16 protein-coding genes and 1 tRNA gene are annotated in these 14,625 nt (G+C 55.2%); 7 read left to right on the top strand and 10 right to left on the bottom strand.

The features are described 5' to 3' along the window. Window positions 1–6 precede the first annotated feature (6 nt). The 3 genes from B5D52_RS01420 to B5D52_RS01410 form a co-directional block, all read right to left on the bottom strand. A complete protein-coding gene (locus B5D52_RS01420; RefSeq protein ID WP_016147731.1) occupies window positions 7–1,617 on the bottom strand; it encodes a hypothetical protein in 1,611 nt (536 codons plus the stop codon). Window positions 1,618–1,691: 74 nt separating this feature from the next. Further along, window positions 1,692–3,023, bottom strand: coding sequence for a putative aminohydrolase SsnA (gene ssnA / locus B5D52_RS01415; protein WP_016147732.1), 1,332 nt, complete (start codon window positions 3,021–3,023; stop codon window positions 1,692–1,694). A gap of 108 nt (window positions 3,024–3,131) precedes the next feature. Further along, entirely contained in the window at window positions 3,132–3,725 is a 594-nt protein-coding gene (locus B5D52_RS01410) for a TetR/AcrR family transcriptional regulator (RefSeq protein WP_016147733.1), read from the bottom strand. Window positions 3,726–4,054: 329 nt separating this feature from the next. On the opposite strand from B5D52_RS01410, the gene B5D52_RS01405 reads away from it, so the two are divergent. Continuing rightward, on the top strand, window positions 4,055–4,420 hold the full coding sequence (locus B5D52_RS01405; protein ID WP_016147734.1) for a LytTR family DNA-binding domain-containing protein: 366 nt from the start codon (window positions 4,055–4,057) through the stop codon (window positions 4,418–4,420). A gap of 116 nt (window positions 4,421–4,536) precedes the next feature. On the opposite strand, the gene B5D52_RS01400 is transcribed toward B5D52_RS01405, so the two are convergent. Further along, window positions 4,537–4,794, bottom strand: a complete 258-nt coding sequence (locus B5D52_RS01400) for an HPr family phosphocarrier protein (protein WP_016147735.1) — start codon at window positions 4,792–4,794, stop codon at window positions 4,537–4,539. 227 nt (window positions 4,795–5,021) lie between these two features. Here B5D52_RS01400 and B5D52_RS01395 point away from each other — a divergent pair, with 227 nt between their 5' ends. Then, entirely contained in the window at window positions 5,022–5,834 is an 813-nt protein-coding gene (locus B5D52_RS01395) for a glycosyltransferase family 2 protein (protein WP_330392180.1), read from the top strand. A 128-nt stretch (window positions 5,835–5,962) separates the two neighbouring features. Next, window positions 5,963–6,361 carry a helix-turn-helix domain-containing protein gene (locus B5D52_RS01390; protein ID WP_016147737.1) on the top strand — a complete coding sequence of 133 codons (399 nt, stop codon included), beginning with the start codon at window positions 5,963–5,965 and terminating at the stop codon, window positions 6,359–6,361. 241 nt (window positions 6,362–6,602) lie between these two features. Here B5D52_RS01390 and B5D52_RS01385 read toward each other — a convergent pair whose 3' ends face one another. Continuing rightward, window positions 6,603–7,550, bottom strand: coding sequence for an LCP family protein (locus B5D52_RS01385; RefSeq protein WP_159446495.1), 948 nt, complete (start codon window positions 7,548–7,550; stop codon window positions 6,603–6,605). A 25-nt stretch (window positions 7,551–7,575) separates the two neighbouring features. Next, window positions 7,576–9,048: a pyruvate kinase gene (pyk, locus tag B5D52_RS01380; protein WP_016147739.1), complete on the bottom strand. Its 1,473-nt coding sequence runs from the start codon at window positions 9,046–9,048 to the stop codon at window positions 7,576–7,578. Between the two features lie 291 nt (window positions 9,049–9,339). Here pyk and B5D52_RS01375 point away from each other — a divergent pair, with 291 nt between their 5' ends. The 4 genes from B5D52_RS01375 (at window position 9,340) to B5D52_RS01360 (ending at window position 11,390) form a co-directional block, all read left to right on the top strand. Then, window positions 9,340–10,251, top strand: a complete 912-nt coding sequence (locus B5D52_RS01375; protein ID WP_016147740.1) for a nucleotidyltransferase family protein — start codon at window positions 9,340–9,342, stop codon at window positions 10,249–10,251. Between the two features lie 6 nt (window positions 10,252–10,257). Then, window positions 10,258–10,791 (top strand): DUF8052 family protein, encoded by a 534-nt coding sequence (locus tag B5D52_RS01370; RefSeq protein ID WP_016147741.1) that lies wholly within the window; start codon window positions 10,258–10,260, stop codon window positions 10,789–10,791. A 133-nt stretch (window positions 10,792–10,924) separates the two neighbouring features. Next, the gene (gene secG, locus B5D52_RS01365) at window positions 10,925–11,161 is read left to right on the top strand and encodes a preprotein translocase subunit SecG (protein WP_016147742.1); all 237 of its coding nucleotides are present in this window, start codon (window positions 10,925–10,927) and stop codon (window positions 11,159–11,161) included. Window position 11,162: 1 nt separating this feature from the next. Continuing rightward, a complete protein-coding gene (locus B5D52_RS01360) occupies window positions 11,163–11,390 on the top strand; it encodes a hypothetical protein (RefSeq protein ID WP_016147743.1) in 228 nt (75 codons plus the stop codon). 299 nt (window positions 11,391–11,689) lie between these two features. On the opposite strand, the gene B5D52_RS16735 is transcribed toward B5D52_RS01360, so the two are convergent. The 4 genes from B5D52_RS16735 to B5D52_RS01340 all read right to left on the bottom strand — a co-directional run bounded on the left by B5D52_RS16735 (window position 11,690) and on the right by B5D52_RS01340 (window position 14,569). Next, window positions 11,690–12,523, bottom strand: coding sequence for a GIY-YIG nuclease family protein (locus B5D52_RS16735; protein ID WP_016147744.1), 834 nt, complete (start codon window positions 12,521–12,523; stop codon window positions 11,690–11,692). 10 nt (window positions 12,524–12,533) lie between these two features. Continuing rightward, on the bottom strand, window positions 12,534–13,058 hold the full coding sequence (locus tag B5D52_RS01350) for a putative immunity protein (RefSeq protein WP_016147745.1): 525 nt from the start codon (window positions 13,056–13,058) through the stop codon (window positions 12,534–12,536). 226 nt (window positions 13,059–13,284) lie between these two features. Further along, window positions 13,285–13,370, bottom strand: a tRNA-Leu gene (locus B5D52_RS01345). A gap of 146 nt (window positions 13,371–13,516) precedes the next feature. Next, window positions 13,517–14,569, bottom strand: coding sequence for a hypothetical protein (locus B5D52_RS01340; protein ID WP_016147746.1), 1,053 nt, complete (start codon window positions 14,567–14,569; stop codon window positions 13,517–13,519). Between the last annotated feature and the right edge of the window lie 56 nt (window positions 14,570–14,625).

The raw sequence follows: 14,625 nt of genomic DNA, 5'->3' as shown, positions 1-14,625 counted from the left end.
GCCTCCTCAGCCAAGCACGACATCGATCGCACGACGCAGTTCCTCAGGCAGCAGGGCGAAATCGGTGCCAACCTGGCCATGCCAGCGGTACTTCTCGCGGCCAAGGAAGCCGTCGTTGGTCGAATCGTTGAAATCCTCCTCGCAGGAGAACAGGGTGAATTTGTCCTTATAGGGAATGATGCCGATCGGGCACAGGCAAGCGCAGTTGCCGCACTCATTGCAGTAAGCATCAATATGAATGGCCATCTTGAGTTCGGGGATGGGATAGTTTGCACGGTTGGGGCAGACATCCACGCAGTTTCTGCACTTGTAGCAAGCCTCCGGGAAGGATTCCGGACGTGCCGGACGCGGACGATCGGCCTTCTTGTGGTAATAGTCATCGGCAACCAGTGCGTCGCACAGTGCGGTGAGCTTGGCAACGTCTACCTTGGACGGAACGCTCTCGGGCATTGCCTTTGCCAGACGGGTCAGGTTCTTGTAGCCGCCTGCCTTGAGCAGCAGGGTTGCCACGGTGACCGGTGCGATGCCGCAAGCGACAACGTCGGTGATGTTGTGCAGGTCAATACCGCCCGAGAAGGAGATCGGCAGCTCGCCGTCGAACGCCTCGCTCAGGATGCGGGCAACGTTGATCGCCAGCGGGAACAGCGGCTTGCCCGACATGTACATTGCATCGCCAGCCAGCTCGCCGCGGCGAATCTGAACCGGGAAGGTGTTGGTCAGCTTGACGCCGAACTCACGGCCGCAGGCCGCAGCCTTCTCGCGCAGACGGTCGAGCATTGCGATCGCGTCGTCCAGCTTGAGGTCGTGGTCAAAGTGGGTGGTGTCGAAGGAAATATAGCCGTAGCCCAGGTCTTCGAGCAGAGTCTTAACGCGCTCGTAGCCAACAAGGGTCGGGTTGCACTTAATATAGGTATGGAAGCCCTTCTCGGTCAGCAGATAGGACGCAATGCGCTCGATCTCGTCTGCCGGGCAGCCATGCATGGTGGACAGGGTGACAAACTGGGTCACGCACGGGTCAATGCTGCGCACAAAGTCCGCGTCTACATGCTCGAACAGGTTGAGGTGCGAAAGGGTCCAGTCGATGCCTTCCTTCCAGGCATCGGTACCCGATGCGTCGCGCATTGCATTGAGGAAACCGTCTACGGTCGGGCTCTGGATGCCCTCGAGGTTATAGCCCACGCTTGCGTGGAACTGGAACTTGTCGTCCAGACCGAACTCACGTGCCAGCAGGTGCAGGATAATGTAAGCGCGGATGTACTCGTCGCGTGCGCCCTCGATGGTCAGCTCGGTGCTCCACTCGATATTGTACGCCTCGTCGCCCGTCCAGATACAGGGCTTCTGGATGCCCAGCTGCTCACCGTACAAAATCTGTACGGTCTTGAGCTCGAACACACGCGCACCAGCGCCGAAACCTGCGATCAGGTTCTGTGCCAGCTGGGTGTGCGGGCCGGCAGCGGGGCCAACCGGGCAGGACAGCGGACGGCCGGCCATGGTCATGCCAAGGTCGGGTACACTGTCTGCGACCGGAACGTGATACAGCTCTTTCTTCTCACGGAAGTCGTGCAGCGAAGTGGTCAGCAGCTCCGCAAAGGGGATTGCTCTCATCTTGTCACTCATATTTTTCTCTCCTTCTCAAATCTCCATCGCAATGATGTGGTTGCTCTATGCTCTCTTCCATTCAAACAACAAATTTAGTGTGCGCCGAGCGACTTCCACAGTGCATCTGCCTGTGCACGGCACTCGTGCTGGATCTTCTCCTCGTCAATGCCGACAAGTTCACGATCCTGCATCAGGACACGGCCGCCGCAGATGGTGGTTGTTACGTTGTGGCCGTTCATGCCGAAGGTGATGTGACCGTTGATGTTGTCCGGGCCCAGACGGGTCATCGGACGGTAATCGGACACGATCAGGTCGGCGCGTGCGCCCGGACGGATGACACCGCAGGTATCTCCGAAATGGCGGTCGGCCAGCTTAGCATTATTGACAAAGGCCATATCCATGACTTCGCCGAAGCCGATGGACGGATGCTGGTTCATGTGCTTGACCAGCACGTTTGCAGTCTTGACCGACTCCAGAATATCCGAGGTGAAGCCGTCGGTGCCAAGGCCAACGGTCACGCCTGCACCGAAGAGCTTGAGGATATCGGTCACGCCAACCGCATTGCCCATGTTGGACTGGGGATTGTGTACGACTGCCGTGCCGGTCTCGGCCAGCATGCGGCGGTCTTCGTCGGTCAGGTAGACGCAGTGACCGCAGATGGTCTGCTCACCCAGAATGCCGTGACGTGCCAGACGGTGTACAACGGTCTCGTGATAGGTCGCGCTGCAATGGTCGCGATCGTATGCGCCCTCGCAGACGTGGATGTGGAAGCCTGCGTTGGTGTGCTCACGCGCAAAGGCCATGGTCTCCTCGGAGATGGTGAACGATGCATGCATGCCGCACATCGCCGCCAGCAGGCCGGACTTGTCGGTCTTGCAGTAGTTCTCGAAGCGCTCATTTTCCAGAACGCTCTGACGTGCCTTTTCCGCACCGTCACGGTCGGAAATCTCATAGCACAAGCAGGCGCGCACGCCCAGGGTGGTCGCTGCCTCAGCGATCTCGTCCAAGCTGCCCTCGATCTCGCCAAACGAAGCGTGATGATCGAAAATAGTGGTCACGCCCGAACGGATACCCTCGATGAGGGTCATGTACGCTGACATGCGGGTCATGGGACGCATCAGGTGACGGTCAATGTTCCACCAGGTACCCTCGAGCACGCCGGGGAAATCGGTTGCGCAGTTGCCCGGAATGGACAGACCGCGTGCGAAAGCCGAATAGATATGATGGTGCGCGTTGATGAAGCCGGGCAGGATGATACCGCCCTTGGCGTCGATGCGTTCTGCGTCGGGATGCGCCTGCTCCAGTGCAGCCGCCGTGCCGACTTCCAGGATCACGCCATCCTCAAACAAGACTGCACCCTGTTCCACCATCGGCTGCGCGGCATCCCTGGTCAAAACTGTGCCATTTGTCAATAGCTTTTTCATATTGCCTCCTCTTTTCTCCGTTTCTCACAAATTACTCTTCCATTTATTAGCGTTTTCTACCGAAAACAAAAAGGACGCAAACCCTTCCGGGCTCGCGTCCTCTAAAAATCAGCCGTTTCGAATCTCTCGAATGACCATTTGCGTGCAATAATCGAAATAGGCGTCAATATCGAACGCGGCCGGATCGATCAGGTACTGGAACGACGCACCCTCCATCATGGAGGTCATGACCGCCGCCAGCATTTCCGCCCGCTCATCTGGGACCTGAAATTCTTTGAGCATACTTGCAATTTTGCCCCGCCATACGCGGAACGAATCAACAAACGCCGCCTTGACCGCCTCGTCCACTCGAGCCTGTACCCAGAAATCGAGCTCTGCGAAGTCGTATCGCTGTTCGTTGACGATGAACTCACGTTTTTGTCCCCAAAAGACGCCGATGCGTTCAGGAAGAGAACTGCCGCAGCTGGACAGAAGTGCTTCCTGCAACTCCGCGCAGCGGTCAAAGACCTTCTTTTGCACGGCGAGCATCAGCTCGTGCTTGGATTTAAAATAATAATGAATGTTGGATTGGAACATCCCGGCTCGCTCGGCGATCAGTGCCATGCGTGTGCCGCTGATTGTCTTTTCATAGACCACATCGAACGCTGCATCCAGTATGCGTTCTTCGGTGTTTTCTTCACGGGCGTATTTGCCTTCTGTCATAGGCCTCAGTCTCCCTGCGCGCTATATTTTTGGTCAGATAACCAAACTTATATTTTCTTTAGTATACCTGTTTGACAAGCCTCTGTCAAGCGGCGGGGCACAAATCATAAAACCGGTTTTGTGGAAATACACCAGATTTTGAACGGAGAGAGATAATACTTCTTGTAAATAACAGGGGTACAGGGCAAAAAAATGGCCTGCAAGATTAGCTTTATTGTACCAGACATGATAGAATAGAGTTACAATAAAATATTCTGAGCATATCACTCCTCAGAAGGAGAGGGTCGGGATTTTTTCTCCTGTCCCTACAAGAAAGGCGGTGAGGATATATGCTCCCGAGCAACGAAAACCTACCACCCCATCTGCGCATCATTTCCAAGCGTGCCCGACTGGAGATCCCGGTCTCCGAGATTCACTTTATCGAGGTCTTTGACTGGAAATGTATTGTGCATTGCAACGCAGGCGTACAGCATGAAACCAACATGCCGCTCAAGGATATCCAAAACCGTCTCCCTTCCGGACAGTTCATCCGCTGCAACCGCAGCTTTCTGGTCAACCTCGACCATGTCTCTTCGGTTGAAAAGGACGCGCTGATCACCGACGGCGGAGCATCTGTCCCCATCTCCATCCGGAGCAGACCCGAAGTTCGGCGTATCTGCGCGGATTATTTTTGGCAAAAGGCAGATATCACCTGATAACCGGCATGGCTCCGGTTTCATGGCCGGAGCGTCTCTATTTCTCAATCGCCGGTTTTCGCAGCACAAAAAAAGACAGCCCTTTGGCTGTCTTTTTATTTTGTAATATTGTAAGATTACAGGTTCTCGGTGAAGAACTTCTGCAGAGCCTCGCAAGCTGCTGCCTCGTCCTCGCCCTCGACGGTGATGTGCAGTGCATCGCCCTGCTTTACACCCATACCCATCAGGCTCATCAGACGGGTTGCGTCAACAGCCTTGCCGTCCTTGTGCAGGGTAACCTTGCTCGAAAAGCCCTTAACAACCTTAACCAGCTGGCCTGCCGGACGAGCGTGGATGCCCAGTGCGTCCTGAATCGTGTAATCAAACTCCTTCATATTCCTGGTACCTCTCTTTCAGAATCTGTCCCCGAAGGTTAGGGGGTATTCTTATTGTACTGCCTGATGACCATTCCGTCAATGCTGACAGGCAATTTCTCCGCGCGATCTGCGATAAAATTTTACAAAAAACCATAACTTTTGTATCACATCCTATGTTATAATAAAAATATACCAAAAATGTACCACAAAGTTTTCAACCCCATTTCATTCGATAAAGGAGATGTATCCCCCTGAATACCGATACACCGCTTGTCAGCATTATTATCCCGGTTTACAACGCCGCTCCCGACCTTGCAACCTGCATCGAGAGTGTGCGCCGCCAGCGCTATCAAAATATCGAAGTTCTGCTGGTCAACGACGGCTCGAGCGACGCGAGCCTGCAAATCTGCCGCATGTACGCCCAGCGCGATCCCAGGTTCTGTGTAATTGACAAGGAGAACAGCGGCGTTTCCGCGACGCGCAATCTGGCCATTGAACGCGCGCGCGGCAAGTACCTGCAATTTGTCGACAGCGACGACTGGCTGGACGCAAACGCCACCCGCCTGCTCGTCGAACGCGCCGAGGAGACCGGCGCAGATTTGGTCATCTCCCACTTCTGCCGGGTCGTCGATGACAAAATCTCGGTCTATGGATTTTTGCAGTCCACCCGCGTCATGGATCAGCGTCTGTTCGCTCGTCATCTGCTCGACGAACCGGCCAGCTTTTACTATGGCGTCATGTGGAACAAGCTCTATCGGCGTAACCTCATTTTAGAGCACGACATCCGCTGCAACGAGGCCTTGCAGTGGAGTGAGGACTTCCAGTTCAATCTGGAGTATATTCGTTACGCGCAGACCTTCTGTGCCCTGCAAACACCCATCTACTATTATCGCAAGCGCGGCGGCAGTTTGACCGGTGCGCTCACAATTGGACGCACTTTGACCACCAAACTCAATCTTTTTGAGTATTATCGCGCACTTTATACCGGTCTTGGACTGTACGAACAGTTCAAGCCGCAGATCTACCGCTATCTCATCGCCTCGGCAAAAGACAACTGAATTTTGTTTTTTCTGCGAATTTTCGTCCGAACCGCTTGTCCTCTGGCAGTTTTTGTTATAGAATAAGATAAGTTTCAAGACTTACACGCGCAGGCGTGTTTGATTGAGGCGAAAAGGGAGGACAATCAATGATTCCAGGATATCAAACAGTTGACCACGACAAGATCGAGCGCATGCTCGCAGCGCGTCTGGAAGCTTTGGGGATTCCGGCTGAGGCGCTCGAGGAGCCGGTCGGCGATGGTACACTGCGTCAGCTCGTTTGCGATCTCATTGCAGACACGCTTGCAGAGGCGAAGGCCGCTGCGCAGCGTGATTTGTATAACCGTCAGCGCGCCGGACGCATCGCGGCTCAGAAACAAGGGGTAAATCTGGGTCGACCGAGCAAGAAGTGCTCGGACAAGCGCTTTTCCAAAATTCGTGATCTGTACGAATCGCATCAGATTTCAGCCGAAGAAGCTGCCCAGAGACTGCATGTCTCGGTGTCCACCTTCTACCGCTGGCTGCGCGAATCCCGCGAACACGACTAAAGACAAAAACGCCGCACCGATTGGTGCGGCGTTCTGTTTTTATAGGAAAGTTGAAGAAATAAAAAAAGACCCGAGCCTGAGGCTCGGGTCTGAAAAGCAATCTTTTAGTTGATTCCCGGGTCGGACACCGGGAATCAATTGGGGATTCCGCCGTCTGCGGACGGCGGCCAGGTTCCACCTGGACGGGCCAGGCTACGCGCCTGGACTGCGCCGGGCCGCAGGCCCGGACCCAATATAATCCTTATTTGCTCGTCAGCGGAACATCGTTATAGATATAATCGTTAAGCTGCTGGGCAGCCTGTTCCACGTCAAAGACGATATACTGTCCCTGACTGCCGCCGTAGCTCCATGCACCATCAACCGGAATGCGTCCGTGTTCGATGGTCGGCATACCGTGTTTGAGCATACCGATTGCAAGACCGGTAATTTGGGTCAGCGACAAATCCGAGGTTACGTATTTGAGCATTTTGGGTGCGAGCTGAATGAGCTCTGGAACGGACAGGCCACGGATACGGTCAAACATGGCTTCCAATACGATGCCCTGACGCTCCACACGGCCCCAGTCATCGCCCGTACCGCCCTTACGGATACGGCCATAGCTCATCGCCTGAATGCCATTGAGCATCTGCTTGCCGGATTTCTCGACCGGGCACTCGGGTGCACCGGCTGCACGGCAATACTCACCGATAAACTTGTTGAGCTCCTTGATCTCGTTCTCCTTGACGTCGATCTCAACGCCGCCCAGTGCGCCGATGAGGTTGGCCATCTGCGAGAAGTCGACCTGCACAAAGTGCTCAATATTCAAATCAAAGTTCTGGTTGATCGTGCGGATGGCCAGCGCCGGTCCACCGTAGCTGTACGAGTGGTTGAGCTTGGCCTCTCCGTGTCTATCGATTTCAACCTTGGAGTCGCGCATGAGCGAGGTGATCTTGACCTTGCCGCGGCTGCTGTCCAGTGACAGAACCATCATGCAGTCCGACCGTCTGGTGCCGTCGTTATCCGCGTCGACACCGAACAGCGCGATATTGGTCACGCTGCTGTCGCCCTTGTCACCCACTGCAAGGTCAGCGCCTCGCAGCGACTCGGTGTCCCGGTTATACTGAAGGCCGGTGATGAGCCCAAAGCCTGTCCGCACGCCGAAAAACAGCACTACGGCCACGACAATCAGGGTCAGCCAGCGTCGTATCATCCGGAACAGCCGCCGCGCACTCATCTTACTGATCCTCGAAAGCCATGTCGATGTAGGCCTGAGTGACCTCGATCAGACGCAGCGTATTGGTGTAGTGAACGTGACCAACCGGCATACCAGCGGTAACGGTGATGATATCACCCTGCTGTACCTTGCAAGCCTCAACAGCTGCGCGAACAGCCTGAGTGTACAGCTCGGTACCGGAGTTAACCTGCTTGATCAGCACCGGGGTAACGCCCCAGGACATGGTCATGCGGTGGAAGGTCTTCTCACAGTAGGTTGCACCAACGATGCTGGTGCCCGGACGGAAGGAAGAAACTGCGTAAGCAGTGGAACCGGACTGAGTAACAGCAACGATGCACTTTGCACCCAGGTCAGCAGAGGTGGTGCAGGTTGCGTGTGCGATCGCATTGGTCTTGCGCTCGCCCTTCATGTTCATTTCCTTGAACTCGTCACGGGTAACGCGGCGGCGATCATAGTGAATGGTTGCCTCAGCGTTGGATGCGATCAGGGACATGGTGCGAACGGTCTCAACCGGATACTTACCGACAGAGGTCTCACCGGACAGCATGATAGCGGAAGTGCCGTCGAATACTGCGTTTGCAACGTCGGAAACCTCGGCGCGGGTTGCACGCGGATTCTTGGACATGGAGTCCAGCATCTGGGTCGCAGTGACAACGCGCTTGCCGTTTGCAATTGCGGTCTTAATCAGGTGCTTCTGAATCTCAGGCAGCTCGTAGAACGGTACCTCAACACCCAGGTCGCCGCGGGCAACCATCAGACCTGCACACTCGGACAGGATCTCACGGATGTTGTTTACGCCTTCCATGTTCTCGATCTTTGCGATGATCTGAACATCCTCCTGGCCGTACTCCTTCAGGATCGCCTTGATGTCAAGGATGTCCTGCTTGGTGCGGGTGAAGGAAGCTGCGATGAAGTCAATGCCCTGCTGCAGACCAAAGATGATGTCTGCGCGATCCTTCTCGGATACGAAAGGCATGTTCAGCTTGATGCCCGGAACATTGATGGACTTACGGTTGGAGAGCGGGCCGCCGTTGAGCGCCTTACATACGATATCGGTGCCGTCCTTGATCTCCTGAACCTCAAACGCGATCAGACCGTCGTCGATCAGGATGCGGGTGCCGGGCTGTACGTCTCTCGGCAGACCCTCGTAGGTGATGGAAACGATGCTCTCGTCGCCCTCAACCTCACGGGTAGTCAGAGTAAAGGTCTGGCCGTCCTGAATCTCGATCTTGCCGTTCTTGTAAGTCTTGGTGCGGATCTCGGGACCCTTGGTGTCGAGCATGATACCGATGGGCAGGCCCAGCTCTGCACGGCACTCCTTAACCAGATCCATTCTCTGCTTGTGCTCTTCGTGCGAACCGTGGCTGAAATTCATACGGGCAACGTTCATACCCGCCAGCATCATATCCTTGAGTACCTGCTTGTCATCGGTTGCAGGGCCGAGCGTACAGATAATTTTTGTTCTGCGCATCATAAAAACATCTACCTCACTTCGTTATAAACAAATCAACAAAAACCGTACAATAAAATTATTTTTTAACCTTACACATTTTATCATTTTACCGCGTTCTTTGCAATGTATTCCTCAGCGTTCGCGCATACAAACTTTCATTTTTTCCACCTTGTTGAAAATTCCCCTGCTTTGGCTGGGTCGATTCGTGAATTTTGCCTCTTACGCACTTGCCACTTTTGCACGATTCGGGTATAATAAAGATATCTTTTGATTACATTTTGAGACATAAATTTCTGAAAGGAGACCGGAAATATGTCCAACTCCCCTGTTTTGGTGATTATGGCTGCCGGTATGGGTTCGCGCTACGGCGGCCTCAAGCAGATCGATCCGCTCGGTTCGAACGGTCAGATCATTCTCGATTATTCCATCTATGACGCGTATCGCGCCGGCTTCCGCCGCGTGGTTTTCATCATCAAACCCGAGCTGACCGAGGCCTTTGAACAGGCCATCGGCAGCAAGGCGCGCCGCTTGATGCAAGTCGATTACGTTTATCAGACGCTGTCTGCAATTCCGGACGATTTAACCGTTCCCGAAGGCCGTGAAAAGCCGCTCGGCACCGGTCACGCGGTCTACTGCATCCGCGACACGGTTGACGCTCCCTTTGCTGTCATCAACGCCGATGATTTCTACGGCGCTGACGCATTCCAGAAGATGTACAACTTCCTGTCCGAGGCTGCCGACGACGACAAGTACCGCTACTGCATGGTTGGTTACGCTGTCGAGAATACCCTCACCGAAAACGGTACGGTTTCCCGCGGTGTGTGCACCACCGATGCCGACGGTTTCCTGTCCGACATCATCGAGCGCACCAAGATTGCCCGCGAGGCTGACGGTGTCATCCGCTTCACCGACGGCGAGGGCGGCGAGATCGCGCCCGGCACCCCGGTTTCCATGAACCTCTGGGGCTTCACCCCCTCCTTCCTGCGTGAGCTGGACGCGCAGCTGCGCGACTTCTTCGCCGGCAAGCTGCTGACCGATCCCATGAAGGCCGAGTTCTATCTGCCCGCAGCGGTCGATACCCTCATCCGTCAGGGTAAGGCAACTGCCAAGGTGCTGACCACAAGCGCAAAGTGGTTCGGCGTCACCTATCAGGAGGACAAGCCCACCGTACAGCAGGCGCTGCGCGCGATGACCGAAGCCGGACAATACCCGGAGGATCTCTAAACGCCTATGAACACCAACACTCCCGTCGATTTCAGCGTATACTTCACCAAGCTGCGCGATAATATGGAAAACGGTCTGGATGATGCCTTTCAGTCGGTGCATAACGTATCGGTCGAAGGTCGCCTGACCGCTCTGCACGCCTGGTTCGAAAGCTACGCCGAGCAGAAGGTACTCGGCCTCATCTCGGTCGGCGCATCCACCCTGCACAGCAACGAACACCGTCTGCTCTTCTCCGTCCCCCATCTGGACAAGGACACGCTCGAAGACTGGTGGCAGTACGCGCTGACCCTCCAGAAAAATCTGGTCAAGCCCGACCCGCACCACCTGTTCACGCTCATCAGCGTCGTTCTGGTCTGCCGTGAATGTGACCCGGCCGCGCTGCGCCGTCTGCGCCGCTATGCCAGCGAGGTAAACTACCGCGCGCCCGAGAGCGGCTGGTCGTCCATCCGTATGGCTGTCGTCGATGCCTCTTCCGGCAAGATTCACGCCAACCGTCTGGGCGCTCCGCTCGTCAACCTCCTCCGTCCGGCTCTTCCCTGATTTTTCCCCGTTTTTTCCCCGTTTACCCTTGCAAAGCATACATTTTTGTGCTATGATGACAGATATGCAAATGCGCCCTTTCCTGGGCCTGACTCGAGATAGAATCTAAAGCAATAGTTTCGGAGGAATGAAAATGGGTACCCTGAAGTTAGTCCTTTCCATCGTGGAAGTCATTGCCTGCGTATTCCTGACCGTCGTCGTCCTGCTCCAGCAGGGTGCTCGTCAGGGTCTGTCCGGCTCGATCGCCGGCGGCGCAGACACCTTCTTCGGCCAGTCCAAGGCAAGCAATATGCAGCGCACGCTGTCCCGTCTGACCACTGCCATCGGCGTCATCTTCGTCGTCATCGCAGTCGTTATGAACTGTATCTGACATGAAGCTGCTTCTTGCCGTATTCTTCGCCGCGTTCGCCGTATGCGCCCTGCTCGTCATCTTCTTCCAGATGAAGTACGGCCGTCTGACCGGCCCGAACAGCGAAACGGCCAAACTCGGCACGGAATCCCCTGCTGCTAAGAAATGCCGCCATTATGCGGTGTGCAGCGCAGCGGCCGCAGCCATCTTCCTGATCGCTGCCTGTGCCATCGGCGCAACCCTGCGCTAACGAATAAGAGTCAAAAAAATACCCCGTCTGGCATGCCAGACGGGGTATTTTTTAGTTCGTCGAAAAACTGCGGTTTTTCGACGAACCAGCGTCCGCCGTGCATAGCACTCTGGACGAAGAATGCCCGAAACCGCGCATAAATGAGAGATTCCGGGCATTTTGCTGAACAAAAAGTCAGGCACATGTCCTGACTTTTTGTGCCATTGCAAACGCGCTGCGGCGCGAGGAGACTTTTTCGACAATCTGAAATACCCTATCCTGAGATCAGACGAGATATTTGCATTTCAAAAATAATTTTTTCATCCGTTCCGCTCGGCAATCCATCGCTTAACCGCTTTCCACTCCGCGGGATGATAACAAGCCAGACCATCTACGTCCAGCGCTTCGCCATCCGGCCAAATGAGCGGCTCTCCGGTCTCGAGCGTGTGCCCAAAAGCCGCAAGCGATACCCAGCGCATGCCGATCACCTCGCTGCCCGGTGCGAAGGCCTGTCCCGGTTTGCGGTCGTACAGGAAAACATACGCCATCTCGTCATCCAGTCCGCCATCCGGCCGCGCGTAACGCTGGTGACAGGGCGCATCCAGCATGGTCAAATCATCCGGATCGACCACCAAACCACATTCCTCCCGCGCTTCCCGCACAATCGCCTCGCGCGGCTGCTCACCCGCACCGATGTGACCGGTCGCCGCCTGATCATACCGTCCCGGATACAGCGGACGGTCGAGCGCACGGCGCTGGAGCCACACGCCCGGCACACCGTCCTGCGTTTCCAGTACCCACAGGTGTACGACTGCGTGGCGCAGCCCCTGACGATGCACGACTGTGCGCGGCTGGTCACCACATGCGCGTCCCTGCGCGTCCAGAATGGTCAAATACTCGCCGTCTATTGCACGCCGTCCGGCAATCAAGTTAAGTTTTTCTGTCCGCGGCAGCTTCTTGAGCGCCGCTTCATAGCCCAGCGCCTCCGAGCGATCATCAAACACCTCGCTGAACGCCAGCTTGACCGGCGCACGTCCACGCGTGTACTTGGCACCTCGTCCACTGTTGTGCGCTGCGAGCCGCGCAGTCAGGTCATTTGTCCAGCCGGTGTACAGCGTGCCGTCTGCGCACTCTAATATATATACGTATTCCATGCGTATTTCCTCAGCAATTCCAATCTACCTGCACCGGGTCTGCTTCATCCGGCACCATGACCTGTTCCAGCGTCTGCGATAGGCGCTCAAACTCAACATGTGCACGACTGTCATAGTCGGCTGCCGACCGTTCTAGGCCTAACTCGTGATATGCCGCAGCGGCCGCGCCATAAAAACAAAATCCCAGCGCATTGGTCGGCGTCTGAAGCACACCGCAAGCGGTCACGATCGCCCGCGCTGCCGCCTGCGCCGCCGGTTCGATCATGCGCTGCGCCAGTCCTCTCCCCTCCCGCAGTTGTTCTTTCAGCTGCTTTTGGGTCGCTTTCCCTTCCAGACATGCCTGAACCGTGTCCAGCAGTTGACTTAGACAAAGGTCTGTCGGATCAGCTGCCTGCGCAATCGGCAGATACCAGTTCTTTACACAGTCTGCCGCCCAACGCGCAAGGGTTGTCTTGCTCTGGGTTTCAATCTGCCGCATGAGTGTCACGATCTCCGTATCATCGGCCTTGCCCAGCATTTTCCTCAGTTTTGCCATGCACTTTCCCTCTTTTCTGTCACAGAAAACAAAAAGACACCTTCAGGTGTCCCTACACAACAGCTCTTAACCTCGCAGCACTGCACAAACAGCACACTGTACTTCTTCCCTTTTCTCTATTACCTATTCCTTCCAAAAATCCCGGGCAGGCAGAGGAAGTAAGTGAAGAGTGAATAGCGAATATGTAATAAGTAAAAATCCCGAACGCTGTCGCATTCGGGATTTTTGGTGCAGATGGTGGGACTTGAACCCACACGCCCTTGCGAGCACTAGCACCTGAAGCTAGCGCGTCTGCCATTCCGCCACATCTGCATTTTTTCTTTTGGGGCGTCGCTATCAGCAACATCATTTATTATACACGCTTTTTATGAAATTGCAAGCATTATTTTTCAATTTGTCGAAAAAATTTTTTGAAGGGTTTTCCGCTCCCTCATCGTCAGTATCCGACCATCGGGTATTTAGTCACTTACCACAGTGTAAGAGAACGGAAAATCCATCTTTTCGCACGGAAATCCAACCGAAAGTGAGGTACCAAAGCCCACAAATGCTTCTTCCTGCCAGTTTTCTCCCTGTGCGCCATACGCTCCCGCTGTGCCGTCGTGGAGCAAATATACCGTAAAAGGTTTTCCGGTATGCGCTGTAATGCGCTCGCTCAAATAACGGTCATAGGGCTGAGGTACATGTCTGAGCTTGCCATATCCGCCGCGCGACACAAAACAGCCCTCGTGTACATAGTTCGCGATGCTGATGACCGCCGTATCACAGACTGCACCACGTGCAGTCACGGTATCCAGCATTTCCAGCACGGTGCGCTCGATAAAATCAGACAGCGCATACGCAGCCTCACGCTCGGCGCAGTCGCTCTCACACTCCCACTGTGTCCACTCGGAAGCCTTGCGCATGCAGGTATGCACCACGAAGTTTCCGTCCTCACGCAGCACATATCCGCGCTTGACATAACTGTGACCGAAGTCAAATACCAGCGCATCCTTGCCCAGAAACGCCGCGTACTTGGCCGCACCAATGAGCGAAATCACTGCCGGGTGTGACGACAGGCGCAGTTCAATGCCCGAAAGTCCGCGAGATTCCAGATTGCGGCGCACAGCCTCGGTCAAAATCGCTCCGATCGGCCCGTGCAGCAGTCCGCCCGCCAGATAAAACCGGCGAATGCCCTGCCAAAATGCCCAGTGCTCCGGGGCCCAGTCCGACCGCTCACAGTGTTCCTGTCCGCCCTTGAGCGTCCAGAAAATCGAGCCGATATCATCTGCAACCTGCGCAACCAGCGCACGCGCGGAAGAAGCGTACTTGGGATCGATCAGGCAGTCCACGAATCGTGCCTGCCAGTCTCCATCATTCTCCAGCCCCTGTGCCGCCAGATATTCACACACAATGTGATGAATGGCCTTGGAAGAACAGCGCGTTTTAGCCGTGTCGTCCGCACACAAAATAGGCAGCTTATTGAGTGAAGCATGCAGCATCAGATATCCGTCTTTCAAAAATGGATTCACCATCTGGTTCACCGTCCTATGCACTGCCCAACCGGGTCAATTCGGCCTATTTTCGGCCA

The sequence above is a fragment of the Butyricicoccus pullicaecorum DSM 23266 genome, assembly GCF_900167005.1.
Classification (GTDB): Bacteria; Bacillota; Clostridia; order Oscillospirales; family Butyricicoccaceae; genus Butyricicoccus; species Butyricicoccus pullicaecorum.
The sequence above is the reverse complement of the archived record's forward strand: the minus strand, read 5'-3'. Positions and strand labels throughout refer to the sequence as shown.

Excerpts from the sequence above, each read along its gene's own strand:
- B5D52_RS01405 (WP_016147734.1), top strand. The coding sequence starts at position 4,055 with ATGCTCCCGAGCAACGAAAACCTACCACCCCATCTGCGCATCATTTCC.
- B5D52_RS01375 (WP_016147740.1), top strand. The coding sequence starts at position 9,340 with ATGTCCAACTCCCCTGTTTTGGTGATTATGGCTGCCGGTATGGGTTCG.
- B5D52_RS01400 (WP_016147735.1), bottom strand. The coding sequence starts at position 4,794 with ATGAAGGAGTTTGATTACACGATTCAGGACGCACTGGGCATCCACGCT.
- B5D52_RS01385 (WP_159446495.1), bottom strand. The coding sequence starts at position 7,550 with ATGATACGACGCTGGCTGACCCTGATTGTCGTGGCCGTAGTGCTGTTT.
- B5D52_RS01360 (WP_016147743.1), top strand. The coding sequence starts at position 11,163 with ATGAAGCTGCTTCTTGCCGTATTCTTCGCCGCGTTCGCCGTATGCGCC.
- pyk (WP_016147739.1), bottom strand. The coding sequence starts at position 9,048 with ATGATGCGCAGAACAAAAATTATCTGTACGCTCGGCCCTGCAACCGAT.
- B5D52_RS01410 (WP_016147733.1), bottom strand. The coding sequence starts at position 3,725 with ATGACAGAAGGCAAATACGCCCGTGAAGAAAACACCGAAGAACGCATA.
- secG (WP_016147742.1), top strand. The coding sequence starts at position 10,925 with ATGGGTACCCTGAAGTTAGTCCTTTCCATCGTGGAAGTCATTGCCTGC.
- B5D52_RS01350 (WP_016147745.1), bottom strand. The coding sequence starts at position 13,058 with ATGGCAAAACTGAGGAAAATGCTGGGCAAGGCCGATGATACGGAGATC.
- B5D52_RS01340 (WP_016147746.1), bottom strand. The coding sequence starts at position 14,569 with ATGGTGAATCCATTTTTGAAAGACGGATATCTGATGCTGCATGCTTCA.
- B5D52_RS01390 (WP_016147737.1), top strand. The coding sequence starts at position 5,963 with ATGATTCCAGGATATCAAACAGTTGACCACGACAAGATCGAGCGCATG.
- ssnA (WP_016147732.1), bottom strand. The coding sequence starts at position 3,023 with ATGAAAAAGCTATTGACAAATGGCACAGTTTTGACCAGGGATGCCGCG.
- B5D52_RS16735 (WP_016147744.1), bottom strand. The coding sequence starts at position 12,523 with ATGGAATACGTATATATATTAGAGTGCGCAGACGGCACGCTGTACACC.
- B5D52_RS01420 (WP_016147731.1), bottom strand. The coding sequence starts at position 1,617 with ATGAGTGACAAGATGAGAGCAATCCCCTTTGCGGAGCTGCTGACCACT.
- B5D52_RS01370 (WP_016147741.1), top strand. The coding sequence starts at position 10,258 with ATGAACACCAACACTCCCGTCGATTTCAGCGTATACTTCACCAAGCTG.